The organism is Bradyrhizobium sp., from assembly GCF_030697065.1.
Taxonomy (GTDB): domain Bacteria; phylum Pseudomonadota; class Alphaproteobacteria; order Rhizobiales; family Xanthobacteraceae; genus Bradyrhizobium.
In genome coordinates, this window is the sequence record NZ_JAUYQU010000171.1 from 14,283 (window position 1) to 40,910 (window position 26,628).

20 protein-coding genes are annotated in these 26,628 nt (G+C 64.7%); 9 read left to right on the plus strand and 11 right to left on the minus strand.

The genetic code is table 11. From position 1 onward, the window contains the following. Nucleotides 1-35 precede the first annotated feature (35 nt). The 6 genes from Q8R73_RS13370 to Q8R73_RS13395 form a co-directional block, all read right to left on the minus strand. Nucleotides 36-3,275: a bifunctional cytochrome P450/NADPH--P450 reductase gene (locus tag Q8R73_RS13370; RefSeq protein WP_305720021.1), complete on the minus strand. Its 3,240-nt coding sequence runs from the start codon at nucleotides 3,273-3,275 to the stop codon at nucleotides 36-38. Between the two features lie 175 nt (nucleotides 3,276-3,450). Continuing rightward, a complete protein-coding gene (locus tag Q8R73_RS13375) occupies nucleotides 3,451-4,446 on the minus strand; it encodes an alpha/beta fold hydrolase (protein WP_305720022.1) in 996 nt (331 codons plus the stop codon). Between the two features lie 38 nt (nucleotides 4,447-4,484). Continuing rightward, on the minus strand, nucleotides 4,485-6,032 hold the full coding sequence (locus Q8R73_RS13380; RefSeq protein ID WP_305720023.1) for a wax ester/triacylglycerol synthase family O-acyltransferase: 1,548 nt from the start codon (nucleotides 6,030-6,032) through the stop codon (nucleotides 4,485-4,487). Nucleotides 6,033-6,114: 82 nt separating this feature from the next. Further along, nucleotides 6,115-6,906 (minus strand): alpha/beta hydrolase, encoded by a 792-nt coding sequence (locus Q8R73_RS13385; RefSeq protein WP_371126094.1) that lies wholly within the window; start codon nucleotides 6,904-6,906, stop codon nucleotides 6,115-6,117. Nucleotides 6,907-6,913: 7 nt separating this feature from the next. Then, the gene (locus Q8R73_RS13390) at nucleotides 6,914-7,168 is read right to left on the minus strand and encodes a DUF6489 family protein (RefSeq protein ID WP_305720025.1); all 255 of its coding nucleotides are present in this window, start codon (nucleotides 7,166-7,168) and stop codon (nucleotides 6,914-6,916) included. Between the two features lie 115 nt (nucleotides 7,169-7,283). Then, on the minus strand, nucleotides 7,284-8,540 hold the full coding sequence (locus Q8R73_RS13395) for an FAD-binding oxidoreductase (protein ID WP_305720026.1): 1,257 nt from the start codon (nucleotides 8,538-8,540) through the stop codon (nucleotides 7,284-7,286). A 191-nt stretch (nucleotides 8,541-8,731) separates the two neighbouring features. On the opposite strand from Q8R73_RS13395, the gene Q8R73_RS13400 reads away from it, so the two are divergent. The 6 genes from Q8R73_RS13400 (at nucleotide 8,732) to Q8R73_RS13425 (ending at nucleotide 16,306) form a co-directional block, all read left to right on the plus strand. After that, nucleotides 8,732-10,327: an ABC transporter substrate-binding protein gene (locus tag Q8R73_RS13400; protein WP_305720027.1), complete on the plus strand. Its 1,596-nt coding sequence runs from the start codon at nucleotides 8,732-8,734 to the stop codon at nucleotides 10,325-10,327. Between the two features lie 95 nt (nucleotides 10,328-10,422). Continuing rightward, nucleotides 10,423-11,403: an ABC transporter permease gene (locus Q8R73_RS13405; RefSeq protein WP_305720028.1), complete on the plus strand. Its 981-nt coding sequence runs from the start codon at nucleotides 10,423-10,425 to the stop codon at nucleotides 11,401-11,403. 13 nt (nucleotides 11,404-11,416) lie between these two features. After that, nucleotides 11,417-12,388, plus strand: a complete 972-nt coding sequence (locus Q8R73_RS13410) for an ABC transporter permease (protein ID WP_305720029.1) — start codon at nucleotides 11,417-11,419, stop codon at nucleotides 12,386-12,388. 31 nt (nucleotides 12,389-12,419) lie between these two features. After that, nucleotides 12,420-13,406 (plus strand): ABC transporter ATP-binding protein, encoded by a 987-nt coding sequence (locus Q8R73_RS13415; protein ID WP_305720030.1) that lies wholly within the window; start codon nucleotides 12,420-12,422, stop codon nucleotides 13,404-13,406. After that, nucleotides 13,403-14,404, plus strand: coding sequence for an ABC transporter ATP-binding protein (locus Q8R73_RS13420; protein WP_305720031.1), 1,002 nt, complete (start codon nucleotides 13,403-13,405; stop codon nucleotides 14,402-14,404). The genes Q8R73_RS13415 and Q8R73_RS13420 overlap by 4 nt, the downstream gene beginning before the upstream one ends. Before the next feature lie 96 nt (nucleotides 14,405-14,500). Next, complete coding sequence (locus tag Q8R73_RS13425; protein ID WP_305720032.1) at nucleotides 14,501-16,306, plus strand: gamma-glutamyltransferase family protein; 1,806 nt, start codon at nucleotides 14,501-14,503, stop codon at nucleotides 16,304-16,306. A gap of 79 nt (nucleotides 16,307-16,385) precedes the next feature. Here the strand turns inward: Q8R73_RS13425 and Q8R73_RS13430 are convergent, their stop codons facing one another. The 4 genes from Q8R73_RS13430 to Q8R73_RS13445 form a co-directional block, all read right to left on the minus strand. Further along, nucleotides 16,386-17,129, minus strand: a complete 744-nt coding sequence (locus Q8R73_RS13430) for a hypothetical protein (RefSeq protein ID WP_305720033.1) — start codon at nucleotides 17,127-17,129, stop codon at nucleotides 16,386-16,388. 135 nt (nucleotides 17,130-17,264) lie between these two features. After that, nucleotides 17,265-20,360, minus strand: coding sequence for a MexW/MexI family multidrug efflux RND transporter permease subunit (locus tag Q8R73_RS13435; RefSeq protein WP_305720034.1), 3,096 nt, complete (start codon nucleotides 20,358-20,360; stop codon nucleotides 17,265-17,267). Between the two features lie 57 nt (nucleotides 20,361-20,417). Further along, the gene (locus Q8R73_RS13440; protein WP_305720035.1) at nucleotides 20,418-21,611 is read right to left on the minus strand and encodes an efflux RND transporter periplasmic adaptor subunit; all 1,194 of its coding nucleotides are present in this window, start codon (nucleotides 21,609-21,611) and stop codon (nucleotides 20,418-20,420) included. Nucleotide 21,612: 1 nt separating this feature from the next. After that, complete coding sequence (locus tag Q8R73_RS13445) at nucleotides 21,613-22,293, minus strand: TetR/AcrR family transcriptional regulator (RefSeq protein WP_305720047.1); 681 nt, start codon at nucleotides 22,291-22,293, stop codon at nucleotides 21,613-21,615. Nucleotides 22,294-22,487: 194 nt separating this feature from the next. On the opposite strand from Q8R73_RS13445, the gene Q8R73_RS13450 reads away from it, so the two are divergent. Together Q8R73_RS13450 and Q8R73_RS13455 are read left to right on the plus strand one after the other, a co-directional pair. Beyond that, entirely contained in the window at nucleotides 22,488-23,708 is a 1,221-nt protein-coding gene (locus tag Q8R73_RS13450; RefSeq protein ID WP_305720036.1) for a cytochrome P450, read from the plus strand. Between the two features lie 58 nt (nucleotides 23,709-23,766). Next, nucleotides 23,767-24,540, plus strand: coding sequence for a hypothetical protein (locus Q8R73_RS13455; RefSeq protein WP_305720037.1), 774 nt, complete (start codon nucleotides 23,767-23,769; stop codon nucleotides 24,538-24,540). A 204-nt stretch (nucleotides 24,541-24,744) separates the two neighbouring features. Here the strand turns inward: Q8R73_RS13455 and Q8R73_RS13460 are convergent, their stop codons facing one another. After that, nucleotides 24,745-25,344 (minus strand): class I SAM-dependent methyltransferase, encoded by a 600-nt coding sequence (locus tag Q8R73_RS13460; protein WP_305720038.1) that lies wholly within the window; start codon nucleotides 25,342-25,344, stop codon nucleotides 24,745-24,747. Nucleotides 25,345-25,563: 219 nt separating this feature from the next. On the opposite strand from Q8R73_RS13460, the gene Q8R73_RS13465 reads away from it, so the two are divergent. After that, on the plus strand, nucleotides 25,564-26,622 hold the full coding sequence (locus tag Q8R73_RS13465; RefSeq protein ID WP_305720039.1) for a GlxA family transcriptional regulator: 1,059 nt from the start codon (nucleotides 25,564-25,566) through the stop codon (nucleotides 26,620-26,622). Nucleotides 26,623-26,628 lie beyond the last annotated feature (6 nt).

A 26,628-nucleotide genomic window follows, 5' to 3' on the forward strand; every position in this document is an offset into this window, starting at 1 on the left:
ACACCTTCGCGGCGACGACCCGCTGAAAACCCGCCCTATCCCCCCGCCCAGACATCCAGCACATAGCGGTTGCCGGTGCCCATTTCGTCGATCCAGCGCAATCCCGCCGCCGCATCGGCGCCGGTGCGTTCGCGATGGATCGCCACCAGCGCCGCCTTGACGTCCGGTTCCATCCTGCTGCCGTCGCCGCAGACATAGACGATCGCGCCCTGTTCGATCAGGCTCCAAACCCGCTCCTTCTGCGCCGCCACCAGGTGCTGCACATAGGTCTTCGGACCCTCCGCGCGCGAGAATGCGGTGTGCAATTCGCCGATGCCGGCGGCCGCGCAGGCCTTCAGTTCGTCGGCGTAGAGAAAATCCTGATCGGGATGGCGGCAGCCGAAGAACAGCATGGCCGGGCCGAGGCTGGCGCCTCTGGCCTTGCGGGCCTCCCGCTCCTGCAGGAAGCCGCGAAACGGCGCCAGACCGGTTCCTGGCCCGATCATGATGATGGGCACCGACGCATCGTCGGGCAGCCGGAAGCCGGCCTTGGTCTCGCGCACCGTGGCCTGGATGGTATCGCCCGCGCGGCGGCTGGCGAGGTAGTTCGAACAGATGCCCTTGTAGACGCCGCGTCCTGAACCCGCGGGTCCCTCCACCACGGCGACGGTGACGCTGCAGCGGCTGGCATCGACCGACGGCGACGACGAGATCGAATAATAGCGCGGCGCCAGCAGCGACAGCATCTCGAGATAGGCGTGGAACGGCAGTTCGCAGGCCGGATGCTCTTCCAGCAGGTCGAATACCGATTTGCGCCGGGTCAGGATGTCGGTGCGGTAGCGTTCGTCGGCGGCGGCATCGTCGCCGACATAGGCCAGCAGCTTCGGCCGCGTCACCGGGCAGCGCGTGTGCTCCGACATGATCTGGATCTGCTTGCGGGTCGCGACCTGCTGCAGTTCGACGAATTCGGAGAGCAGCCGACCGACCGAGACGATGTCGCCGACCGGCAATTGCGCGCGGCGGCCCTCGGCGACCTGCAGCCGGATCTGGTCGCCCGGCAGAAAGCCGAAGCGGCGCGCGACGGCATCGACCAGCGACGGGTCGTTGCGCGGCACCACGCTGAGATGATCGCCAACCCGGTAAGTCATGCCGGGGGGCAATTCGACTTCGATATGTCGGGTCGACCGGTCCGAGGCGGTGGCGCCGGTCTTGTTCTGCAGCTCGGTGTTGACGAGCACCTTCATCGGCGCGACGCCGCCGAGTGCAACCGCCGCATTGACGGCGGTCGGGGCCACCGGCTCGATCCGGTACAGCGGCTCGTCGTCGGCGCTGCGGCTGAAGCTCGAATCGACTCCGAATTCCTTCATCGCCTGCGGGGCCGCCCTGGCCAGCCAGCTTTCGAACTGGCCGTCGAGGTCGCTGCGGGCATCGCCCTCGCCGCGCGCATACACGCCGCGCGCACCATGCGCCGCCAGTTGCTCGTCGATCAGGCGCGGCACCGACTGATAGGTCGCGGCCCAATCGCTGTTGCCGCAGCCGAACACGGCATACCGCACCTTCGAAAACGCATCCTTCGGCAGGTCGCCGCCGAGCCATTTGACGAACCGGGTGGCGTTGTCGGGCGCGGCGCCGTTGTAGGACGCGCAGAAGATCAGCACACCGCCCTCTTCCGGCAGCTTGCCGACGAAATCATCGAGCGGCGCGAGCTTGGTGGCAAACCCGTTGACCTCGGCGAGATCGGCCACCCGGGTCGCCAGTTCCTCGGCGGTGCCGAGGTTCGATCCGTACAGCACCAACAGCGGGGTGTTATGTGCGGGGCGGGTGCGCGCAGGCGGGGCAGCGGCACCGGCCGACGCCGCCGCCGTGGTCGCGGCGCGGCCGGCAAAGGCGCCGCGCTCGGTGTCGGTGCGCGGGCGCACCTTGATCTTGAAGCCGTCGGGCTTGATGGTCAGCGTTTCCTTCAGCACCATCTGGTAACGATGAACGTCGAGCAGCTTGAAGCGCTGCAGGATCATGCCGATCGCCAGCGCCGCCTCATGCATGGCAAAGCCGCGGCCGATGCAGGCACGCTGGCCGTTGCCGAACGGCTTCCAGGCATTGACGGGGCGCGCCGCCTCGGCCTCGCGGCTGAAATTCTCGGGATCGAAGGCGTCGGGATTGGGACCCCAGACGCTGGGGTCGCGATGCAGCGCCATCACCAGCACCGTGATGAAAGTGTTCTTCCTCAAGTGGTACTTGCCGCCGATGGTTTCGTCCTGCAGCGGCGAAATGCCGTAGGCCGGCGCCGGCGGCCACAGCCGCAGCGCTTCCTTGAGTATCTGCGTGATGTAGGTGAGTTGCGTGACCTGCTGATAGGTCGGCCGCGCGTCGGTATCGGGGCCGAGCACCCGGTCGACTTCCTCATAGGCCTTCTTGAGCACCTCGGGATGCTTCAGCAGCGCATAGATCGTGCAGGACAACAGCCCGCTGGTGGTCTCGTGGCCGGCGATCAGGAAGGTGTTGATCTGGTAGCGGATGTTGACGTCGTCGAGCTGTTCGCCGGTGACACGGTCGACGCCGGTCATCATGGCGCCGAGCATGTCCTTCTTGCCCTCGGCGGCCTCGGCGTTCTTGCGGCGTTCAGCGACGATCTCGTCGACCATCCTGTTCATGAAGGCGACGTCGGCGGCGAGATCGCGGCGGCGCTTCTGCAGCCACAGGCTCTCCAGCGGAATGCCGCGGGTCATCATAATGGTCTCGAGCGACCGCACCAGCGATTCCACGAAGGGATGGTAGTCGCGCCGGTAGAACGAATTGAACCGGTAGTCGAAGCCGCACAGGCCGATGGTGTCGAGCGTCAGCGCCGTCATGTCGTGCACGACGTCGATCTCCTCGTCGCCGTTCAGCCGCTCCCACTTCTTCACCAGCTGTTCGGCGATGTCGACCATGCTCGGATGATAGGACTGCATGGCGCGGTTGCCGAACGGCGTCAGCAGGATGTTGTGCGCCTTGCTCCAGTTCGGCTCGGTGGTATCCGCCGTGAACAGGCCGTCGCCGCCGACGGCGCGGACCCGGCGCAGCGAGCCGCGCACCGCCTTGTCGAAGCGCTTCTCGTCGCTGAGTTCGTCGATCAGATCGTGGCCGGCGACGATCACCAGCGGCGCGCCCATCATGTCGAGCCAGAAGATCGGCCCGAGCTCCCTGGTCATCCGCACCAGATGCTGCACCGGCGCATTGGCGTCCAGCGACAGCATGTTGCCGACCACCGGCTTCTTCGGCGGATGCGGAATCGGATCCAGTTTGTTGATCGACGCCATCGTGATGGTTTCCCCTGCCTTCGGTCTCTGTTCAACACTGTCAACTATCGGTTCGTCATTCCGGGCTGGTCCGCAGGACCAGACCCGGAATCTCGGGATTCCGGGTTCGATGCTTCGCATCGCCCCGGAATGACGAATCGAGGTCGCAATGACGACTCACGCCCCGTCGAGGTCTCTACCCGAACCGCTTCCTGCGCCATTCGATCAGCTTGGCGCTGACCTCGTCCGGCTTTTCCTGCTGTGTCCAGTGGCCGCTGTCGCGAACCAGGTATTTCTCGAGGTCGGGCACGATCTTCTCCATGCCGTCGGCGGCCGATGGCGGCAGTACCGCGTCGTTCTCGGCCATGATCATCAGCGCCGGCACGCGGACGGTATGGTCCAGTCCCTCGGAGCGCTGCCAGTTGCGGGAGAAATTGCGGTACCAGTTGATGCCGCCGGTGAATCCGGTCCTGGTGAACGCATCGACGAACACCTGTTTTTCCTCGCTGGACAGGATCGGCGTGCGCGGGTCGAACTTGGCGTCATAGGCGGCGATCATCTGGGGAAAAGCCAGATTGGTCTTTGCCGATGCGCCGACGCCCGCGGTCGCGGGAGCAGCCGGCGCGTCGTCCTTGCGCGGCAGCGGCTTGCGCATGAAGGCGTCGAACGTCTGCTCGACCCGGCTGCCGAAGATCCGGTCCGGCTCGCGCGCGGGATCCTGAAACTGCACGATATACATGCTGTCGCCGAACCGTTGACGGAACAGCTCGATCGGATCGATCGGCAGGCGATCGTAATGTGGCGTATTGACGCCGACCACGCCGGCGACGCGGTCGATATGACGCAGCGGCATCTGCCAGACGATGAAGCCGCCCCAGTCGTGGCCGACAAAGATCGCCTTGTCGATCTCGAGGTGGTCGAGCAGGCCGACCAGATCGCCGGTGAGGTGCTCCATGTCGTAGGCCTCGACCGGCTCGGGCCGGTCGGTGGCGCCATAGCCGCGCTGATCGGGCGCGATCACCCGGATGCCGGCCGCGCTCAGCGCCTTGATCTGGTGGCGCCAGGAAAACGCCATCTCCGGCCAGCCGTGGCAAAGCACGAGCGGCGGCGCGTCGGTCTTCGGGCCGGCTTCGTAATACCCCATGCGAATGCCGTTGGTCTGGGCGAACTGCAGGGGCGGCATTTCCATCATCACTGGTGTCTCACTCTGATCGTCACCGTTGCCCGGCTTCAGCTCGCCGCGCTCTTGAGGTCGGCCGGTGGCGCAAAGGCGGCTTCGAGCGCGGCGAATTCGACCGGCAGCATGTCGCACAGAATCTGGACATGGGGAATGATGTTGGCGCCGGCGATGAACCCGAAATCCAGCTGGTCGCGGTAGCTCTGCACGGTGATGTTGAGCGCCAGCCCGTGGGTCGAGATCGACACCGGGAAGATGTGCAGCAATTCCGCGCCGGCCGCGTAGAGCGTCTGGCGCGGCCCCGGCACGTTGGACACCGTGATGTTCGCAGCCGGCGGCAGCACGTCCGACAGGTTGGAGCGGCTGTACAGAAGCGCCATGATCTGCACCAGGATCGGCGCGCCGAGCATCGAGACGTTGGAGACCTGCGGCATCAGGGCGCGCAGCGGATGCGACATCTCCTTCGACTTGGTGGATTGCGCGATGATCGCCTCCAGCCGCGCCTTGGGATCCTCGATATTGGTGGCGATCGAGCAGATCATGCCGAACACCTGGTTGTTGGCGTCGGTGTTGCCCTCCTCACGCAGCGAGATCGGCACCGCGGCCGTCATCGATTTGGTCGGCAGCGCGCCCTGCTGCAACAGATACCGCCGCACCACGCCCGATGACAGCGCCAGCACCACGTCGTTGAGCTTGCCGCCGGATTGTTTGGCCAGCGCCTTGGCCCGGCTCAGCGAGATCGAAACGCCGGCAAAGCTGCGCTCCGACGAGATCGCCTTGTTCAGGATGGTCGACGGCGACACCATGCTGGCGATGCTGTCGCGCGCCTTCGGATCGGAAATCTTGCCGACAACGTCGGAGACGCTTTTCAGCATGGTGGGAATGCCGCTGGCAAATTTCACCGCGCTCTCGATCTGGAACATGGCGTTGTCGAACAGGATCGAGCCGAGATCGCTCTTGCCCGAGCGCGGCAGGTCGATGCTCTTCGGCGCGGCGGAGCCGTCGAACGGCTGGCGCCACAGCGCCTGGTAGGAATCGATCAGGTTGGCGGCGATGTCGCGCGGCTCCTGGCCGGCTTTGGCCCGCGCGGTCGGCGGCTCGATCGTCCTCGGGATCGGCGTCACGTCGTAGATCATGCTGGTCAGCGCCGCTCCGGCGCCGCCGTCGATGCAGGCGTGATGCATCTTGGAATAAAGCCCGATCTCGTTGTCCTTCATGCCTTCGAAGACGTAGAACTCCCAGAGCGGACGGGCGCGGTTGAGCAGCTTGGCATGCATCCAGCCGACCAGGCGCTCCAGCGTGGCGCGGTCGTGAGGCGCCGGCAGGCTGCCGCGGAAGATATGGCGGTCGATATCGAACTGGTCGTCCTCGACCCAGGAGGGATGATCGATATCGAGCGGCGCTTTCTCCAGGCGGGCCTTCAGGATCGGCGCGACGTGCAGCCGCGAGGCGATCATCGCCTTGAAGTCCTCGAAGAAGTCGCCCTTGTAGTCGTCGGGCAGGCGGAAGATTGCCATGCTCCCGACATGCATCGGCATTTCAGGCGTTTCCAGATAGAGAAACGACGCGTCCATCGACGACAGTTTCTTGGCGTCACTCATGTCCGTTCCCTCCCGCGGATCGCGCGGCGCCTTTGCCGGCGCTTCCTGGTCTTTCAGACCGCCCCTGTTGCCGGGACATTGGTCAGGATTGTGCATTCTCCGGAGGCGCATATGCAATGGCAAACGGCCCCGACCGGTCAAATTGCCTGAATTCGCCCTCGGGCTGGGCCAGGCGATCGGCGACCGCCCACAGGGCGGCCGGGTTGACGCCCAGCCCGACATGGCTGGCGAAGTGAACCTCGATGTTCTCGGCGGTATCGGAGGGACGCAGCAGGCAGGTGCGCCAGTTCACGATGCCGTCGGTGCGCGAATAGATCGACGTGGCCGGCACCGGCAGATCGCCGGCGATCGCGGCGCGAAGCTCCGGATTGTCGTCGGCACCTTCGCCCGACAGCAACTCATAGAGTCGCGTGGCGTTGGTGGCCTTGACGTCGCCGGCGAACGGACTTCCCAATGTCACGACACAGCGCACCATGTCAGGCGCCTGCAGCGCCAGATCGCGCGCATAGACACCGCCCAGACTCCACCCGACGATACTGACCTTGCGGCCGGTGGCGGCATGAATTTCGGCCAGGCGGTCGCGCAGCGCGAGGCGAAGCCGCGCCACGCCGCCGGTGTTGCGGCCCATTTTCCACGCGTAGCTGTCGTAGCCGAGCTCCCGGAGATATCGGCGCATCGGCGCCATCGACAGGTCGCTGGCGAGGAAGCCCGGCAGCATCAGCACCGGATGGCCGTCGCCCCTCGGCGCGCGCATCAGCAGCGGCGACAGCAGCAGGCTGCAGTTGAACTCGAATATCCCTCTCGCTTCGGCCAGCAGCAGGCCGAGACCGGGCGGACGAAGCCGGTCCGGTGGCGGCGCATCGCCGCGCTCGATCGCCACGTTACTTCTTGTCGGCGGGGCGCGATCCGCCGAGACCCGCCATGGTCACGAACATGTCGCCGAACCGCTCGGCGATTTTCGGATCGAAGGTGAACCAGCTCTGCATCAGCGCTTCCGGCGAAACCTTTTCGATATTGGCCAGCATCTGCTGCTGAAGCTTGTCCATGACCGCCGTTTGCATCGGCTGCACATCCGGAAGCCCGAAGAACTGCCGGGCTTCGAGCGGCGTGCAATCTATTTCGACGTTAACCTTCATGTCGGCTCCTGACCGCTGTTCGACAGCTTGGCACAGTATCGCCGCGACAGGCGGCGCGACGCAAGCGGGCTGACCGGACCGGACGAAGTCCGATGGCCTCATTCGGCCGGTATGGTCAACCGAAACGCTCGACGGCAAAGGGCGCGGGATCGGCGAACGGCGTCTCGCCGGTCATCATCTCCGCCAGCAGGCGGCCGGTCGCGGGGCCGAGCGTCAGGCCGTGGTGGTGGTGGCCGAAATCGAACCAAAGCCCGGCATGGCGCGGCGCCCGCCCGATCACCGGCAGCATGTCGGGCAGGCACGGCCGCGCGCCCTTCCAGGGCTTGGCGTCGATCGCTTCTCCCAGCGGAAACAACTGGTGCGCCCGCGGCAGCGCCCGCTGCAACTGGATCGGGGTGGGCGGCGCATCGCGGCGGGAAAACTCGACGCCGGTAGCGAGCCGAATGCCCCGGTTCATCGGCGCCAGTACATAGCCGTTGTCGGCGTCGAGCACGGGACGATGCAGCACGGCATTGCCGCGCGCCGAAAGATGGATATGGTAACCGCGCTTGAAGTTGAGCGGGATCCCGTAGCCGAGGCGGCCGAATACCAGATCCGACCACGGCCCGAGCGCCACGACGGCCTCCCGTGCAGTCACCTTCCCGGCCGGTGTCGCGACCTGCCATCGCCCGCCGGGCTCCTGCTCCAGGGTCTGCGCATCCGCGACCATGAAGCGTCCCCCCTTGCGGTGGAACAGCGCAGCATAGGCTTTGGCCAGCCCGCCCGGATCGAGCACGAAGCCGGGTTCGGTAAAATGGATCGCGCCGGCGAATTCGCCGCTGAGGTGGGGCTCGCGCTCGATGATCGCCTTGCTGTCGAGGATATCGCCTTCGACGCCATACTGTCTCGCCCGCTCGAAATCGCGCAGCGCGTTGGCGAGCGTTGCCTGATCGCGGTACATCTTGATCCAGCCGCACCGCCGCAACAGTTCCTGCGCCCCGGCTTCAGCCATCAGTATCTCGTGCTCGACCAGGCTGCGGCGTATCAGCGGCATCACCGCCAGCGCGCCGGCAAGCGCCCGGTCCGGCGCGGAGGCGAGATAGTATCGCACCAGCCATGGCAGCAAACTCGGCAGATCGGCGAAGCTGTAGCGCACCTGCGGCGCCCGGTTCAGGGCGTGGCGGAGGATCTGGCCGAAATCCCGCGGAAACATGTAGGGGAACACCGACGCGCATTCGATCATCCCCGCATTGCCGAAGCTGGTTTCCTCCCCGGCCAGTTCGTGCCTGTCGACCAGAATGACGTCGCGCCCCCGCTGCTGCAGGTGCAGGGCAGCGCCGACGCCGACCATGCCCGCACCCAGCACGAGAACGTCGGCCTTGAATTCCGCCATCACGGCACTCCCGTTGGATGTACTTCCTGTCCCGCTTAGCGTGAAGCTGGCGATTGAGGTAGTGGCGCGCAAACCGGTCTGATCAGGGGAAATCGCGCTTGCGCGGCGGCCAAACTCTGGCGACAATGGATCAACCATGGCTGCGATGCATGCAGCAGTGAACAGCGCGCCACAGCGGAGAATCCTGGCACATGTCGGTACGTCATACCTTGTTCGCAGCGACCACCTTGTCGATCGTCGCGTTGGCGATGGCCCCGGCATCGGCCCAGACCCTGCGTTATGCCAACCAGGGCGACCTCAAATCGCTCGACCCCTATACCCTCAACGAAAGCACCACCCACGCCCATATCGGGCAGGTCTACGAAGGGCTGATCGCGCGCGACAAGGACCTGAAGATCATTCCCGGCCTTGCCGAACGCTGGGAGACGCCGGAGCCGACACGCTGGCGCTTTCACCTGCGCAAGAACGTCAAGTTCCAGAACGGCAACCCCTTCACCGCCGACGACGTGGTGTTCTCGGCCGACCGCGTCAGGGCCGCCGGCTCCAACCTGCAGACCCGCATTGCCAAGGATGCGAAGGTCGTCAAGGTCGACGACCACACCGTGGATTTCATCCTGACCTCGCCAAATCCCATTCTGAATTCGCAATGGGATACCTGGTACATCATGGACAAGGAGTGGGCCGAGGCGAACAATGCGGCAGCCCCGACGCCGGCCGCCGCGACCTCGCCGAGCTTTGCCTCGCTCAACGCCAATGGCACCGGCGCCTTCACCGTCGAGAGCCACCAGCCCGGCGTCAAGACCGTGTTCAAGGCGAATCCGAACTGGTGGCGCAAGCCCGAGCATAATCTGAAGGAGATCGTTTTCACGCCGATCGGCTCCGACGCCACGCGCGTGGCGGCCTTGCTGTCGGGCGAAGTCGACGTCATCGAGCCGGTTCCGACCCAGGATATCGCGCGCCTCGACTCCAGCCCGAATGCCCAGGTGCTGAAAGGCCCCGAGCTGCGCACCATCTTCCTCGGCATGGACCAGGTCCGCGACGAACTGCTGTATTCGAACATCAAGGGCAAGAATCCGTTCAAGGACATCAAGGTGCGCGAGGCGTTCTTCAAGGCGGTGGATGTCGAACTGATCAAGACCCGCGTGATGCGCGGCCTCTCGACGCCGTCGGCGCTGATGATCGCGCCGCAGTTGTTCCCGCTCTCCAAGGACTTTACCCGCCCGAAATTCGATCCCGAGGGCGCCAAGAAGCTGCTGACCGAGGCCGGCTATCCCGACGGCTTCGAAGTCACGATGGATTGCCCGAACGACCGCTATGTCAACGACGCCGCGATCTGCCAGGCGGTGGTCGGCATGCTGGCGCGCATCGGCGTCAAGGTGAACCTGCTGGCGCAGCCCAAGGCGCAGTATTTCGCCAAGGTGCTGAAGCCCGGCGGCTACCAGACGTCGTTCTATCTTTTGGGCTGGACGCCCGGCACCTCGGACGCGCACAACGTGCTGCACGACATCATGGGATGCCGTGACGATCCCAAATCCAACCGCGGCGAGGCCAATCTCGGCGGCTACTGCAACAAGCAGATGGACGCCATCACCGACAAGGTGCTGCTGGAGACGGATACCGCCAAGCGCGATCTGATGATCAAGGAAGCGTTCGAGATCGCCGCCAAGGATTTCGGCTATATCCCCTTGCATCAGCAGGCGCTGGCATGGGGAGTATCGAAGAAGGTGAAACTGACCCAGCGTGCCGACAATCAGGTTCTGCTGTATTGGGCGACCAAACAGGACTAGACGGTTACGAGGTAATGGTCCCGGTGGCTTCCCGCTCCCGGGACCTTCCATTTCGGGCCGACGCCCGTCCGCCACACGCCAGGTGAAAGGATCACATGCTCGCTTTCACTCTTCGCCGGGTCATCCAGGCGATTGGCGTCATGATCGCGGTCGGGATCATCTCGTTCTCGATGTTTCGTTTCGCGGGCGATCCGGTCAACCAGATCGTTTCGCTGGATACGCCGGCCGCCGAGCGCGAGGCCGTGCGCAAGTCGCTCGGGCTCGACGATCCGGTGCCGCTGCAATTCATCCGCTATTTCGCCAACGCCGCGCAGTTCAAATTCGGGGTTTCCTATCAGTTTCGCCAGCCGGTCTCCAATCTGCTGATGGAGCGGATGCCGGCCACGCTGGAACTCGCCGCCTGCGCCACCGTTTTCGCGATGGTGTTCGGCATCCTGATGGGGGTCTATTCGGCGCTGAAACGCGACACATTTCTGGCCAAGGTATTCCAGGCGGTATCGCTGATCGGGATTTCGCTGCCGACATTCCTGATCGGCATTCTGCTGATCTACCTGTTCGCGGTGGTGCTGGGCTGGCTGCCGTCGTTCGGCCGCGGCGAGGTGGTGCGGCTGGGCTGGTGGACCACCGGCCTGCTGACGATTTCCGGCCTCAAGGCCCTGATCATGCCTTCGGTCACGCTCGGCCTGTTCCAGATGACGCTGATCATGCGGCTGGTGCGGGCCGAGATGCTCGAGGTGCTGCGCACCGACTACATCCGCTTCGCACGGGCGCGCGGACTGACGACGCGGGCGATCCATTTCGGCCACGCGCTGCGGAACACGCTGGTGCCCGTGATCACCGTCGCCGGCCTGCAGTTTGGCTCGGTTATTGCATTTGCAATCATTACCGAAACCGTCTTCCAGTGGCCGGGCATGGGACTGTTGTTCGTACAAGCCGTGCAGAACGTCGATATTCCGATCATGGCCGCCTACCTGCTGATGGTGTCCCTGATCTTCGTCACCATCAATCTCGTGGTCGATATTCTCTATACGGTGGTCGATCCGCGGCTGCGCTCCACCCTCCGCCGCCCGACCTGAACCGGAATCCATGATGAGCGACGCCGTCGTGCCGCAACCCGTCGAACCGAGCATGCCGCGCCCGCATGCCGGCAGCGGCTGGCTCAGGCGCGCCCTCGACAGCGACGTGTTCTATTCGTTCCGGCGATCGCGGATGACGATGGTCGCGGCCGCCGTGACCCTGCTGTTCTTTCTGCTGGCGATCCTGGCGCCGCTATTGGCCGTGCAGAATCCGTTCGATCCGGCGCAGCTTCAACTGATGAATTCGCGGATCTCGCCGCTGTGGACCGCGGAGGGACAAAGCCCCTTCCTGCTCGGCACCGACGAGCAGGGCCGCGACGTGTTTTCCGCCATCCTCTACGGCTTGCGGATCTCGCTAACGGTCGGCGTGCTCGGCGTGCTGTTCTCCGGCACGCTCGGCATCGTCCTCGGACTGATCGCGGGCTATGTCGGCGGCGCCGTCGACGGCCTGATCATGCGGATCGCCGATGTGCAGCTGACTTTCCCAGCGATCCTGATCGCGCTCCTGATCAACGGCGTGGTCAAGTCGGTATTCGGCAACAGCCTCGATGCCACCAGCACGCTGGGCGTGCTGGTGTTCGCGATCGGCTTGAGCTTCTGGGTGCAGTATGCCCGCACCGTGCGCGGCTCGGTCATGGTGGAGAAGAACAAGGATTACGTGGCGGCGGCGCAGCTGATCGGCCTGCCCGCCCCCGTGATCATGCTGCGTCACGTGCTGCCCAACGCGATGGGACCGATCCTGGTGATCGCCACCATCAACCTCGCGCTCGCCGTCATCACCGAGGCGACGCTGTCGTTCCTGGGCGCCGGCATGCCCGACACCATGCCCTCGCTCGGCACCCTGATCCGAATCGGCAACAATTACCTGTTCGCGGGCGAGTGGTGGATCGTGGCGTTTCCGGGCCTCGCGTTGGCGTCGCTGATCCTGGCGATCAACCTGCTCGGCGACTGGTTGCGCGACGCGCTCAACCCGAAACTCCGATGAGGTACGCTGCCATCCCCATGCCCGTGATCGCATGACCGAGCCGGTTCTCTCCGTGCGCAATCTGAAGGTGGAGTTCGTCACCCGCCGCGACACCCTGCGCGCCATCGACGGGGTGTCGTTCGACATCGCCAAGGGCGAAGTGCTGGGCGTGGTCGGCGAATCCGGCGCCGGGAAATCCGTCACCGGCCTCGCGGTGATCGGCCTGATCGACCGGCCCGGCCGCATTGCCGGCGGCGAGATCTACCTGTCGGGCATGCGGATCGACAATCTGCCGCCGGAGGAATTGCGCCGTATCCGGGGCAAGCGCATCGGCATGATCTTTCAGGACCCGCTGACCAGCCTCAACCCGCTGTACCGGATCGGCGACCAGCTGGTCGAGACCATCAGGACCCATCTCAACCTGTCGGAAACGGCAGCACGCAAGCGCGCCATCGACCTGCTGGCCGAGGTCGGCATTCCCGCTCCGGAGAAACGCATCGACGCCTATCCGCATGAATTCTCCGGCGGCATGCGCCAACGCGTCGTGATCGCGCTGGCGATCTGCGCCGAGCCGGAACTGATCATCGCCGACGAGCCGACCACGGCGCTCGACGTTTCGGTGCAGGCCCAGATCATCTCGCTGATCAAGCGTCTCGGGCGCGATCACGGCACAGCGGTGATGCTGGTCACCCACGACATGGGCGTGATCGCGGAGACCTCCGACCGTGTCGCGGTGATGTATTCCGGCCGCATCGCCGAGATCGGCCCGGTGCGGGACGTGGTGCAGAACCCCCTGCATCCCTATGCCAAAGGCCTGATGGGCGCGATCCCGACGCTCGCCAGCGACACCGACCGGCTGGTCCAGATCCCGGGCTCGATGCCGCGGCTGTCGGCGATCCCGCCGGGTTGCCCGTTCAATCCGCGCTGCGCCTTCGTGTTCGACCGCTGCCGGATCGAGCGGCCGGAACCGATCCGGCACGGCACCCAGGCCGTGGCCTGCCACCTCTACGACACCGCCGCGACGGAAACCGCGGCATGACCACAGCCCCCTTCATCGACGTCAGGAACCTGCGTCGTGAGTTCGACGTCTCGAAACCCTGGCTCAACCGGGTGCTCGAGGGCGGCCATCTGGAATTCCTCAAGGCGGTGGACGGCGTCACCTTCGACATCCGCAAGGGCGAGACCTTTGCGCTGGTCGGCGAATCCGGCTCCGGCAAGACCACCGTCGCCCGCATGGTGGTCGGTCTGCTGCCGCCGAGTTCGGGCGAAGTCATCATCGACGGCGTGTCGATGAGCGCCGCCAGGCAAATGCAGGCACGCCAGCAGCTGCGCCGCCGCATCCAGATGATCTTCCAGGATCCCTATGCCAGCCTCAATCCGCGCTTCCGGGTCGACGCCATCGTCTCTGAGCCGATCCGCGCCTTCGACCTGATCGAAGGCGAGCGCAATATCCAGGCGCGGGTCGGCGAACTCCTGTCGCTGGTCGGGCTGCATGCTGACGACGGCTGGAAGTACCCGCACGAATTCTCCGGCGGGCAGCGGCAGCGCATCGCCATCGCCCGCGCGCTGGCGTCGGAAGCCGAGTTCATCGTCTGCGACGAGCCGACCTCGGCGCTCGATGTCTCGGTGCAGGCGCAGATCCTCAATCTGATGCGCGACCTGCAGGACAAGTTCGGTCTCACCTATCTCTTCATCAGCCACAATCTCGCTGTGGTCCGGCACATGGCGAGCCGCATCGGCGTGATGTATCTCGGCCGCATCGTCGAAATCGCCGAGGGCCGCGAACTCTTCAGCAACCCGCGAATGCCCTACACCAAAATGTTGCTGGGCGCGGTTCCCGATCTCGCAATGTCCGGCCGCCAGCGGATTCCGGTGCAGGGCGAAATTCCCAATCCGATCGATCCGCCGCCCGGCTGCGCCTTCAACCCACGCTGTCCGCTGGTGTTCGACCTCTGCCGCAGGCAGGCCCCCGCGCTGATCGACGGGGTTGCCTGCCACGCCGTCAACGATCCGGCCGGCGCCGCCGCGCCAGCCTGATCATGGGAGCAGCAATGCGCGCCGGCTTGGTTGGCAGGCCGTCCCTGCTGTGGTCAAGTGCGCAGCACCCCGCGATCTCCGTAAATCTGGATTCCCATGAGCAACATCAATCCCGATCCCTTCACCACCCGACCGGAAATCGAAGGCACTTTCGGGGTCGTGACCTCCACCCACTGGATCGCCACCGCGGTGGGGATGGGCATTCTGGAGAAGGGCGGTAACGCCTTCGACGCCGGCGTCGCCACCGCCTTCACGCTGCAGGTGGTGGAGCCGCATCTGAACGGCCCGGGCGGCGACGTGCCGATCATCGTCCACGACGTCAGCCGCGCGCGCACCGAGGTGATCTGCGGACAGGGCCCTGCCCCGTCAGGCGCCACCATCGCGCATTACCGCAGCGAAGGCCTCGACATGGTGCCCGGCACCGGGCTGCTGGCCGCCTGCGTGCCCGGCACCTTCGAATCCTGGATGCTGCTGCTGCGCGACTACGGCACGCTGCGGCTGCGCGACGTGCTGGAGCCCGCGATCGGATACGCCCGCGACGGCTACCCGCTGGTGGAGCGCGCCGCCGCGACCATCCAGACCGTCGAGAACATGTTCCGCACGCACTGGAAGACTTCCGCCGCGGTCTACCTGCCCAACAACGAGGTGCCGAGACCCGGCACGCTGTTTACCAACAGGACGCTGTCGGAAACCTACGCCCGCATCCTGAAGGAAGCCGAAAGCGCCGGCAGCGACCGCGTCGCGCAGATCGAAGCGGCGCGGCGGGCATGGTCGAAAGGTTTCGTCGCCGAGGCCATCGACAGGTTCTGCCGCACCCAGGACATCATGGACGTCAGCGGCTCGCCGCATAGGGGCGTGCTGCGTGGCGACGACATGGCGCGCTGGCAGCCCTCGGTCGAGGCGCCGCTGACCTACGATTATGGCCGCTACACCGTCTGCAAGCCCGGGGTCTGGAGCCAGGGCCCCGTGATGCTGCAGCAGCTCGCGCTGCTGAAGGGGTTTGAACTGGACGGGCTCGATCCCGCCGGTCCCGAGTTCATTCACCGGCAGATCGAGGCCGCCAAGCTGGCCTTTGCCGACCGCGAGAAGTTTTACGGCGATCCCGACTTCAGCGAGATCCCGATCGCGACGCTGCTGTCGGACGCCTACAATGACGAGCGCCGCAAGCTGATCTCGAAAGACAATGCCTCGCTCGATTTCCTGCCCGGCTCGGTGGAAGGCTTCGGCTCGGTGGTAAAGCTGCGCCGCCAGGAAGGCCAGCGCGAGGCGGTCGGCGCGATGGGCGCGGGCGAGCCGACCGTCGGCCGCTTCGGCGAGGTGCGCGGCGACACCGTGCATTTCGACATCATCGACCAGGCCGGCAACATGATCTCGGCGACGCCGTCCGGCGGCTGGCTGCAGTCGTCGCCGGTAATCTCCGAACTCGGCTTCTGCCTCGGCAGCCGCGCCCAGATGTTCTGGCTCGAGGACAATCACCCCGCCGCATTGGCGCCGGGCAAGCGCCCGCGCACCACGCTCTCGCCCACCATGTGCCTGCGCGACGGCGAACCCTATATGGCCTGGGGTTCGCCCGGCGGCGACCAGCAGGACCAGTGGACCACGCAATTCTTCCTGCGCCACGTCCACGCCGGCATGAATCTGCAGGAAGCCATCGACGCGCCGGCGTGGCATTCCGAGCATTTCCCGATTTCGTTCTGGCCGCGCACCTCGCGGCCCGGCGTGCTGGTGGTGGAAGACCGCGTGCCGAAGGCAACCATCGATGTCCTGCAGGGTCGCGGCCATATCGTCGAGACCGGCCCCGCCTGGTCGGAGGGCCGCCTCACCGCCGCCTCGAAACTCGGCCGCCGCCGCCGCGCCGCCGCCAATCCGAGGGGAATGCAGGGTTACGCGGCGGGACGGTAGAAGTCAGGCATAATCCCGCAACGCGCACACTGCGCCCCCTCTCCCGCGCTTGCGGGGGAGGGAAGAAAAGCGCTGCGGCTCAAATCACCATCTCCCGCAGAACCCTTCGGCAATCCATCTCGTATTCGAGATCGATCACCGGCGGCCTCGCAAAATGCCAGATCAGGCCGGAGCGCATCACGCCGCGGCGGACCAGTTCATCGGCGATGACCGGATGAAAATCGTGCACGGTATAGGCCTGCGCCGCGGTGGTTTCCTTCCAGCCGAATCCGAAGGCGCCGAGACGGGCCTCCATCGAGGCGACGGTGAAGCGGACCTTTTCCTTCAAACCGTCCGGGCTGACGTCGCGGTAGCGCACGGTGCGCTCGGGATAGGTCCCCGGTCCTCCACGGGATTCGGCGCCGCCGGCGATGACGAAACTCGGGCCGGGGTTGCCGCTCGGGCGCGTGAACGAGAAGGCAAAGAACGACGGCTCGGCGGGCGGATCGATCTCCGGACAGACATTGCTGCGCGCCACCGGATTGGTGGTTCCGTCGAACAGGCCCCATTCCGCCAGCGTCTTGACGTAGTGCTGGTTGAACTTCAGGAAACCGTCCTCGGTGAACGCCGCCGGCGAGCGCAGTTCGCAGGCGCAGAACGATGTCAGCGGCCGTCCCGCATCCTCGATATATTGCTTGATCAGCGCAAAACCTTCGGCCAGCGGCGGCATCTTGTCGAAGCGCACGCGCTCGACCTCATAACCGGGGCTGGCGGCAGCACCGCTCGAATACTGAAACACCGCCGGGATGAAGCTGTAATTGCCGGCCGGAAACTCTTGCGTCATGTCGGTTGCCCCCTGGGTGCTTTCCATGCTGCATGCGGACGCTCCCGGCGTCCCTGCGCTGAAGCACGATAGCACGGGGCAAAACGAAAGCGACAGCGGACGTCAGTCCGCTGCCGCACAGGGAATAGGGCCTGATCAGGTCGTCTTCAGCGCCTTCGAACCGAGATCGAATTCCTCGATCTCCCGGGTGCGATCGGATTCGGCGCTGGCGCGGTGATCGGTGGCGATCGCCACATAGACCGCGGGGAGAACGAACAGCGTGAACAGCGTGCCGATCATCATGCCGGACACCACGACCAGACCGATCGAGAACCGGCTCGCCGCACCGGCGCCCGATGCCGTCAGCAGCGGCAGCAGGCCCGTCACCATCGCCGCCGTGGTCATCAGGATCGGACGGAGCCGGACCCGTGCCGACATCTCGATCGCCGAACGCTTGTCGAGCCCTTCCTTCAGCTGCAGTTCGTTGGCGAACTCGACCATCAGGATGCCGTGCTTGCTGATCAGTCCGATCAGGGTCAGCAGCCCGACCTGGGTATAGATGTTGATGGTCGCGAGGCCGAAGAACAACGGCACCAACGCACCCGAGATCGCCATCGGCACGCTGATCAGGATCACAAGGGGGTCGCGCAGGCTTTCAAACTGCGCCGCCAGCACCAGGAAAATGATGATCAGCGCGAAGCCGAAGGCGATGGCGAGCTGGTTGCCCTCCTGCACATATTGCCGGCTGTCCGCCAGATAGTCGTGGCTGTAGCCGGCCGGCAGGTTCTTGGCCTGCCCCTCGAGGAAGTCCACCGCCTGACCGACGGTCACGCCCGGCATCGGAACCGCCTGGAAGGTGGCGGCGTTCAACTGGTTGTAATGCGTCAGCGCATTGGGATCGGTCGCGGTCTCGATCGACACCACCGTCGACAGCGGCACCTGCTGGCCCGTGGACGTCGGCACGTAGAAATTCGCCAGCGACTCCGGGGACAGACGCTGCCCGCGCGGCACCTGCGGGATCACCTGGTACGATCGCCCCTCGAGGTTGAAGCGGTTGGTGTAATTGCCGCCGAGCAGCGTCGACAGCGTCGTGCCCACCTGGGCCATGGTGATGCCGAGGTCGTTGGCCTTGGAGCGGTCGATCTTCACCCGCACCACCGGCTGGTTGAAGTCGAGATCGCTGTCGGCGACGATGAACAGCCCGCTCTTGCGCGCGGCGTCCTTCAGCTTCACCATCTCCTCGTAGATCGCCTGGTAGCCGTTGGTGGAGTTGATCACCATCTGGATCGGCAAGCCGCCCGGACCGCCGGGCAATGGCGGCAGGTTGAACGCGAACGCGTTGACGCCTTCGATCTTGCTCAACTCGGCCTGCACCAGCGGCTTCAGCTTGAGCGAGGAACGCTCGCGTTCGTCCCACGGCTTCAGCAGCATGCCGGCGATGCCGTTGCTGGGGCCGGCGGTGCCGTTGATCACGAAGCGCAGGTCGGTCTCGGGAAACGCCGCGAACACCTTGTCCATCTTGCTGCTGTAGAAATCGGTGTAATCGATATTGGCGTATTTCGGCGCCTTGACGACCGCGAACACGATGCCCTGATCCTCCTCGGGCGCCAGCTCCTTCGGGGTGTTCTGATAGAGAAACACCACCAGACCGAGGATCGTCACCGCGAACATCGCGGTGATCGGACGATAGTCCAGCGACCGGTCGAGCTGCCTGCCGTACCAGCGCGTGCTGGCTCCGAATACCTTGTCGACTTTCTGCGCGAACCAGCCGCTCTGCCCATGCTTGAGCAGCACCGAGCACATCATCGGCGACAGCGTCAGCGCGATCACGCCGGAAACGATCACCGCTCCCGCCAGCGTGAAGGCGAATTCGCGGAACAGCGAACCGGTGAGGCCGCCGAGGAAACCGATCGGCGCATAGACCGCGGCCAGCGTGATGGTCATCGAAATCACCGGGCCAACGATCTCGCGCGCGCCCTGCAACGAAGCCTGCACCGGCGATTTGCCCTCCTCGAGATGGCGGTGGATATTCTCCACCACCACGATGGCGTCGTCGACCACGAGCCCGATCGCCAGCACCATGGCCAGCAGCGTCAGCAGATTGATGCTGAATCCCATCACCAGCATCAGGCTGCAGACGCCGATCAGCGACAGCGGAATGGTGACGACCGGAATGATCACCGAGCGGAACGAGGCCAGGAACAAAAAGATCACCACGACCACGATGCCGACGGCCTCGATCAGCGTCATCTGCACCTCGTCGATCGAGGAGCGAATGAACTTGGTGGAGTCGTAGGCGACCTTCATCTTGAGCGACGGCGGCAGATTGCGCTCGAGTTCCGGAAACAGCGCGCGGACGCCGGTGACGATGTTGAGCGGATTGCCCTGTGGCGTCGCCTGCACGCCGATGAAGATCGCGCGCTCGCCGGAGAAGGCGACGCTGGCGTCGGTGCTTTGCGCCGACAGTTCGACCGTGGCGACGTCTTCCAGCCGCACGAAGCCGCCGTCCTTGGCCTTGACGGTCATGCGCTTGAACTGCTCGACATTCTGCAGGTCGGTGTTGGTCGTTACGTTGGAGACGATGAAATAGCTCTTGGCCTGGCCCGCGGCGGCCTGGAAATTGTTCGCCCGGATCGCGACCGCGATGTCCTCCGGCGAAACGCCGCGTCCGGCCATCCGCGCGGGGTCGAGCCAGATCCGCATCGCGAAGGTCTGTCCGCCGAGAATGTCGGCCGATGCCACGCCATCGACGGTGGACAGGATCGGCTGCACCACGCGAGTCAGGTAGTCCGATATCGCCGATCCCGAGAGTTCATCGCTGGAGAACCCGAGATACATCACCGCCGTGGTCTGCCCGGTCGTCTTGACGATGACCGGATCGTTGGCCTCCCGCGGAATCAGATACCTGACCGAGTTCACCTTCGCCATCACTTCGGTCAGCGCCTGGTTGGGGTCGAAGTTCAGCTTGACGTAAACCGAAATCAGGCTCTGGCCCTGGGTCGAGGACGAGGTGACGTAGTCGACGCCTTCGGCCGACGACACCGCCTGCTCGAGCGGCGTCGTGATGAAGCCCTGCATCAATTGCGGCGACGCGCCGGGATAGACCGTCGTCACCGTGATCACGGTGTTCGACAGCTTGGGATATTGCCGGATCGGCAGCGATGTCGCGGCCTTGAAGCCGATCAGCAGGATCAGCAGGCTGACGACCAGCGACAGCACGGGGCGCTTGATGAAGATATCGGTAAAAGCCATTACAGGCGCTCCGTGGTCGAATTTTGTTTGCGGACCCTCAGACCCGCGCAGAATGGCCTAGTTGCGCGGCGCCGTGGCCGGGATCGGCGGCGGCGGGTCTGGCGAGATGGCAACCGCCGCACCGGATTGCAGCTTGAGCTGCCCGACCGCCACCACGCGATCGCCGGGCTTCACGCCGGAGGCGATGACGGCGCGCCCGTCGACACGATCGCCGGTGCGCACGAAGGTACGGACGGCCGTCAGGCTAACCTTGCCGTCATCGGCCTTCTTTTCCGTGATCAGATAGACCGAATCGCCATAGAGCGTGTAATCGATCGCCGTTTCCGGCACGGTGACAACGGCGGGTTTGTCCGGCAGCACGACCGTCGTGGTCGCGAACATGCCTGGTTTCAGGATGCGATCGGGATTGGCGATGGTGGCCTGAACGCGGATATTGCGCGTATCGCTGCTGATCTGCGGCTCGATGGTGGTGATCTTGCCCTCGAAGGTCTTGCCGGGATAGGCATCGACCACGATCCGCACGGTCTGCCCGACCTTGAGCAGCCCGCTGTCCTTTTCCGTCGTCGTGAAATTGGCAAAGAGGTTCGACAGATCGGTCAGCGACACGATCTGCGTGCCCGCGGTGAGATACTGTCCGACTTCGACCCTGCGGACGCCGAGATCACCGTCGAACGGCGCGCGCACCAGCTTCTGTGAAATGATCGCCTCGGTCCTGGCGATGCCGGCCTGGGCCTGGTCATAGGCCGCCTGCGCGGTATCCACCGTCGCCTGCGGGCCGAACTGACGCGACGCAAGCTGCTTGGCGCGCTCCAGCGACAGTTGCGCCACGGTAGCCTGCGCCTTGAAGCTTGCGAGGTCCGCCTGCTCGGGGCCGTCGAACAATTGGATCAGCGGCGCGCCGGCCTTCACCGTTGAGCCCGGGGTGAACATGATCTCGGTAATGCGCCCATTGACATCGGAAGTGACGTTGACCTGATGCACGGCGGCGAGATCGCCGACCGCCTTGAGCAGGTTCGGAATCACCTCGGATTTCGCCTCGGCGACGGTGACGCTGATCGGCGGCGGCTTCATGGTGGCGAAGAACTGCGCGATCATCTTGCCGCGAAACCAGTTGAACCAGACGAGGCCGCCGACCAGCAGCGTCAGCAGCAGCCCGACGATGATGAACCAGCGCACCATGCGCACCGGACGCTTCTGCGGCTTCTCGACGATCGGCTTGCCGGCGATATTCGGTTCAGTCACGATGTTCATGTCATGCGCTTTCTGCAGTAACCGATTGCCCCGGAGCCGGCGGCCTTTCGCGGTCCAAATGAGAAGCAATTGCGGCTTCGTTGAGTCCAATTCCGCGGAGAATGAATTCGCAAAGTTGCCGTTCGAGATCGGCCGCATTGCCGTAGGTGAGACAGGGCACGGCCGGAAGCCGCGACAGCGCCGCCATCAGCACGGTGTGATGCGCGAACCAGAACAGGTTGAGCGGCTCGCTTCCGATCCGCGACGCCTCGCCCGCCTCGACGGCCCGCTCGAGCGATGTGATGAACACCGGCCCGATCAGTTCGCTGACCTTGCCGTAAAGCAGCCGGACGAATTCGCCGTCGTCGAGATGGCTGGTGGTCATGAGCCGGAGGCGTTGCGCCTCCTGCTCATCGTCCGTCATCTGCACGAAATGCTCGACCATGCCGCGGACCAGTTCGACCAGGGTCGCGGTCGACGGTTCCAGCCCGAGCAGATGCAGCAGGTCGGGATCGGCCTCGCACTCCTCCGCCAGGATCTCGGCGTACAGCGCCGCCTTGGACGGAAAATGCTTGAACAGGAGTCCTTCCGAGATAGAGGCGGCCGCGGCCACGCTTTTGGTCGTGGTCCCGGCGAAGCCGTGGCGGGCAAAGCAACGCTTGGCGGCGCTGAGGATTAGCTGCCGCCTCAGGTCGCTGGTCATGCGCAAGGGAGTACTCATCTTGTGAGTAAGCACTCACCTCCGCAAAAGTCAAGCGTAATGCTGCGGTGCACGCGGTCCAGTGGAGGGTTGCCGCTGGATGGAACCCATCACGCCGGAAGCGGAACAATAGAGGCCGCCGGATTTTGCGAAAGAGCCAAAACGGCATATCGGTCTCACCAAAGGGGGATGGCAGCATGGGTGCGGATGCGCGGGCGCTGGCAGCGGGGTTCGATATCGAGAAGTTGACGGGCGAATTTTATGCCGACCCCTATCCGACCTATCGCGCCCTGCGCGAGCATGAGCCCGTCAAGCGCATGCAAAACGGCTCCTGGTTTCTGACCCGCTACGACGATCTTGTCAGCGCCTACAAAAGCACCAGGCTTTTCTCTTCCGACAAGCGGAAGGAGTTTTTCCCGAAATACGGCGATACGCCGCTTTACGAGCACCACACCACCAGCCTCGTCTTCAACGACCCGCCCGCGCACACCAGGGTACGCCGGCTGATCATGGGCGCGCTGTCGCCGCGCGCCATCGCCGGCATGGAGCCCGACCTGATCGCGCTGGTGGACCGGCTGATCGACGCGCTCGCCGCCAAGGGCAGCGTCGATCTGATCGACGACTTTGCCGCCGCGATCCCGATCGAGGTGATCGGCAATCTCCTGGATGTGCCGCAAGCGGAACGCGGTCCCCTGCGCGACTGGTCGCTGGCGATTCTGGGCGCGCTCGAGCCGGTGATCTCCCCTGGGGTTTTTGCCCGCGGCAACCAGGCGGTGACGGATTTTCTCGGCTATCTGGAAACCCTGGTGGCGCGCCGCCGGGCCAGACCGGGCAACCCCGAGCGCGACGTGCTGACCCGCCTCATTCAGGGCGAGGACAATGGCGAGCGATTGACGGAGAAGGAACTGCTGCACAACTGCATCTTCCTGCTCAACGCCGGCCATGAGACCACCACCAACCTGATCGGTAACGGATTGGTGGCGCTGTCGGGCAACCGCGAGCAGAAGCAGCGGCTGATCGAACATCCCGACCTGATAAAGTCAGCGGTCGAGGAAATCCTGCGGTTCGAAAGCTCGAACCAACTCGGCAACCGCATGACGACCGAACAAGTCGAACTCGGCGGCGTCACGCTTGCTGCCGGCACCCCGGTAACGCTGTGCATCGGTGCCGCCAACCGCGATCCGCAGCAATTTTCCGATCCGGAAACCCTCGATATCGGCCGCACCCCGAACCGCCATCTCGCCTTCGCCACCGGCGCGCATCAATGCGCCGGCATGGCGCTGGCCCGGCTCGAAGGCGCGATCGCGATCTCGCGGTTCCTGGCGCGATTTCCGGATTACGCGCTCAACGGCGCCCCGGTGCGCGGCGGCCGCGCCCGGTTTCGCGGGTTTCTGAGCGTGCCGTGCACGGTGGGCTAGCGCGGCGGTTGGCCTACATGACCCTTTCAGAGTAGGTTCGTCGCGGGGGACTTCTGGGATGGACTTCGCCGCCTATCCACTATCGCTTATATTTTTCGCCAGCATCGTCGGCATCCTCACGGCCAGCGAGATCGGTCGTCGTTTTGGCCTGCTCAACAGTAGGCGAAGTCGGCAGAATATTTCGACATTGGAAGGCTCGATACTGGGGCTTCTGGCGCTGATGATCGGATTCACCTTCGCGATGGCCTTATCAGGATTCGAGCAACGGCGCGGCGCCGTGCTGAACGAAGCGAATGCGATCAGCACCACCGCGTCACGTGCGCGTCTGCTCCCCGCACCACACAGCACTGAATGTATCAAGCTGTTGCGCGAGTACGTACAGGTTCGGCTGGAAATCACACGACGGGTGCTGCCTCCAAAAGAGAACGCTGCCGCGATTTCCCGGTCGAGGGCCATCCAGGAGGCTCTTTGGCAGCAGGCCAAGGCGGTAGCTGTGAAGAACAACGCAATGGTTCCAACGGGACTCTTCATACAGGCGCTGAACGAGATGTTCGACAGACATGAAGCGCGGCACGCCGTTTTTCTCAACCGCGTGCCGAACACGGTCCTGACAGCCCTGTATGGCCTTGCAATCGTCGCAAGCGCCTTTGCCGGCTATGCTGCCGGGCTGGACGCACAGCGCTCGCGGCTGCCGATTTATACAATGGGCGCGCTAGTCTCGATCGTGATCTTCTTGATCCAGGACATCGACAGGCCGGGACCTGGCCTCATTACCGTCAGTCAACAGCCGATGCTCGATGCGGCCGCGAGCATTGCGGAATTCGCGGATTAGCCACGTCTGGCTCGCCCACCTTCACAACGCCGAAACATTTTCCACACATCAAGACCGCGGTCGAGGAGATCCTGCGTTTCGAGAGATCGAACTTGCTCGGCAACCGCATGACCGTCGAGCCGGTCGAGCTCGGCGGCGTCACGCTTCCCGCCGGCACGCCGTGCACGAAAGGTTGAAGTTGAAAGGGACAGGAAAGCGCAGGTCCTAACCCGCGCCTTGCTCTTCCCGCTTCTCTGACACAACGTCATCGGTGTTTTCGCGCCGCACCCGTGCCGCGCCGGAATAATGCATGCCAAGCATCACCCGTGGCAGCGAGAAGCGCTCGATGACCACGTCATCCGTTGTAAAGCCGGCGGCTTCGATGGCTGAAACCGGATCGCGCGTCAGGTTGCAGCCGCCGAACAATCCGCTCCAGGCGCCGTTCAAACCGCGCTGCAGGCTTCCCCGCCATCCGTCGGCACCGGCATGTTCGCAAAACAGCAGCGAGCCGCCCGGCTTGAGCACCCGGCGGATCTCGCCGAGTGCCCTGGCCGGTTCGGGAATGGTGCAAAACGCGTAGGTCACCACGACCGTGTCGGCCATGGCGTCCCTCAGCGGCAACTGCTCGCCGACGCCTTGCCGCAATTCGGCCGGAAAGGCCATCTTTTCGAGCTCTTCCTGTGCCAGGTCGATCATCGCCTGATCGGGCTCGATGCCGATCAAGAGGTCGACACGCCTCGGATCGTAATAGGGCAAATTGAGGCCGGAGCCGAAACCGACCTCGACCACGATTCCCCGGGCGCGCGGCACGATCCGCCTACGCATCGCTGCGAACTCCTCGACGCTGCAGCCAGCATGGACCAGCCTCGGCGAAATATGACGATCGTAGAAGCTCTTGCTTTGGCACATCGAACTTGACCTTTCGAATCCGTTCCCCGGCTCGAACGCGCGCGCCCAATGCGTCGTTTGGTCGTCCTGATAGGGCTGGCCGCCGCCCTTCGTGAGTGGCAAAATGGCCGCTTCCGGGGCGAATGAGCCAAATCGATGCGAAATACATCCACGCGAGATCAAGTGCATGTGAGCCTGGTGGTCTTCCCCGAATGCGATCCGTCGATCGTCTACGGCATATTCGACACGCTGTGGGCAGCGGGCCGCTTTGTCAGCGACAAGGAAGACGATCCGGTCTTCAACCCGCGCATCGTGTCGACCTCGAAGCAGCCCATGCAGCTCGTGACCGGCGTCAGCATCGTTCCGCAGGATGGCATCAACGAGGTCAACCGGACCGACGTCGTGTTCGTGCCGAACGTGATGGTGCAGTCGGCGGCCGCCCTGCGTGGACTGGATCGCAGGTTGCTGGACTGGATCAAGGCGATGCATGGCCAGGGCGCAGCACTTTATTCGGCCTGCGGCGGGTCGCTGGTGCTCGCCGAAGCCGGTCTTCTGGGAGGCGAAGCGGCGACGACGCACTGGAGCTATGCCGCGCTGTTCAAGGACCAGTATCCCGACGTGACGCTGCACGCCGACCGACTGATCGTTCAGGCCGGCGATGGCCACAGCATCGTCTGTTCCGGTGGCGCATCGTCATGGCAGGATCTGGCGCTGCTGCTGGTGGCCAAGTTCGCCGGCACCGCCGAGGCCATCCGGCTGTCGAAACTGTTCCTGTATCAGTGGCACCGCGACGGACAGTTGCCCTATGCGAGCCTGATCCAGAACGTCAACCACGGCGACGCCGCGATCGAGCGCGCGCAGCAATGGATCGCGGAGAACTATCACAAGGCCGATGTCGTGGGCGATCTGGTCCGGCAATCCGGCCTGGCGAAGCGGAGCTTCGACCGGCGCTTTCGAACCGCCACCGGCTATTCGCCGCTGGCCTATATTCAGGCCTTGCGGATCGAGGAAGCCAAGCAACTGCTGGAAACCACCAGCACGGCCGTCGAGGCCATCGGCCGCGAGGTCGGCTATGAGGATGCGTCGTCGTTCCGCCGGCTGTTCCGGCGGCTGGCCGGCATTGGTCCCGCGGAATACCGGCGAAAATTGCAGCCGCCGAAGATGATCACGGAATTCGACCGCACCGGGCACGGCCGGGTGCCGCCGACACCCTGATCGGCC

Coding starts and splice junctions, on each gene's coding strand:
- Q8R73_RS13370 (WP_305720021.1), bottom strand. CDS start 3,275: ATGGCGTCGATCAACAAACTGGATCCGATTCCGCATCCGCCGAAGAAG.
- Q8R73_RS13375 (WP_305720022.1), bottom strand. CDS start 4,446: ATGATGGAAATGCCGCCCCTGCAGTTCGCCCAGACCAACGGCATTCGC.
- Q8R73_RS13380 (WP_305720023.1), bottom strand. CDS start 6,032: ATGAGTGACGCCAAGAAACTGTCGTCGATGGACGCGTCGTTTCTCTAT.
- Q8R73_RS13390 (WP_305720025.1), bottom strand. CDS start 7,168: ATGAAGGTTAACGTCGAAATAGATTGCACGCCGCTCGAAGCCCGGCAG.
- Q8R73_RS13395 (WP_305720026.1), bottom strand. CDS start 8,540: ATGGCGGAATTCAAGGCCGACGTTCTCGTGCTGGGTGCGGGCATGGTC.
- Q8R73_RS13400 (WP_305720027.1), top strand. CDS start 8,732: ATGTCGGTACGTCATACCTTGTTCGCAGCGACCACCTTGTCGATCGTC.
- Q8R73_RS13405 (WP_305720028.1), top strand. CDS start 10,423: ATGCTCGCTTTCACTCTTCGCCGGGTCATCCAGGCGATTGGCGTCATG.
- Q8R73_RS13410 (WP_305720029.1), top strand. CDS start 11,417: ATGAGCGACGCCGTCGTGCCGCAACCCGTCGAACCGAGCATGCCGCGC.
- Q8R73_RS13415 (WP_305720030.1), top strand. CDS start 12,420: ATGACCGAGCCGGTTCTCTCCGTGCGCAATCTGAAGGTGGAGTTCGTC.
- Q8R73_RS13420 (WP_305720031.1), top strand. CDS start 13,403: ATGACCACAGCCCCCTTCATCGACGTCAGGAACCTGCGTCGTGAGTTC.
- Q8R73_RS13425 (WP_305720032.1), top strand. CDS start 14,501: ATGAGCAACATCAATCCCGATCCCTTCACCACCCGACCGGAAATCGAA.
- Q8R73_RS13430 (WP_305720033.1), bottom strand. CDS start 17,129: ATGACGCAAGAGTTTCCGGCCGGCAATTACAGCTTCATCCCGGCGGTG.
- Q8R73_RS13435 (WP_305720034.1), bottom strand. CDS start 20,360: ATGGCTTTTACCGATATCTTCATCAAGCGCCCCGTGCTGTCGCTGGTC.
- Q8R73_RS13440 (WP_305720035.1), bottom strand. CDS start 21,611: ATGAACATCGTGACTGAACCGAATATCGCCGGCAAGCCGATCGTCGAG.
- Q8R73_RS13445 (WP_305720047.1), bottom strand. CDS start 22,293: ATGACCAGCGACCTGAGGCGGCAGCTAATCCTCAGCGCCGCCAAGCGT.
- Q8R73_RS13450 (WP_305720036.1), top strand. CDS start 22,488: ATGGGTGCGGATGCGCGGGCGCTGGCAGCGGGGTTCGATATCGAGAAG.
- Q8R73_RS13455 (WP_305720037.1), top strand. CDS start 23,767: ATGGACTTCGCCGCCTATCCACTATCGCTTATATTTTTCGCCAGCATC.
- Q8R73_RS13460 (WP_305720038.1), bottom strand. CDS start 25,344: ATGCGTAGGCGGATCGTGCCGCGCGCCCGGGGAATCGTGGTCGAGGTC.
- Q8R73_RS13465 (WP_305720039.1), top strand. CDS start 25,564: ATGCGAAATACATCCACGCGAGATCAAGTGCATGTGAGCCTGGTGGTC.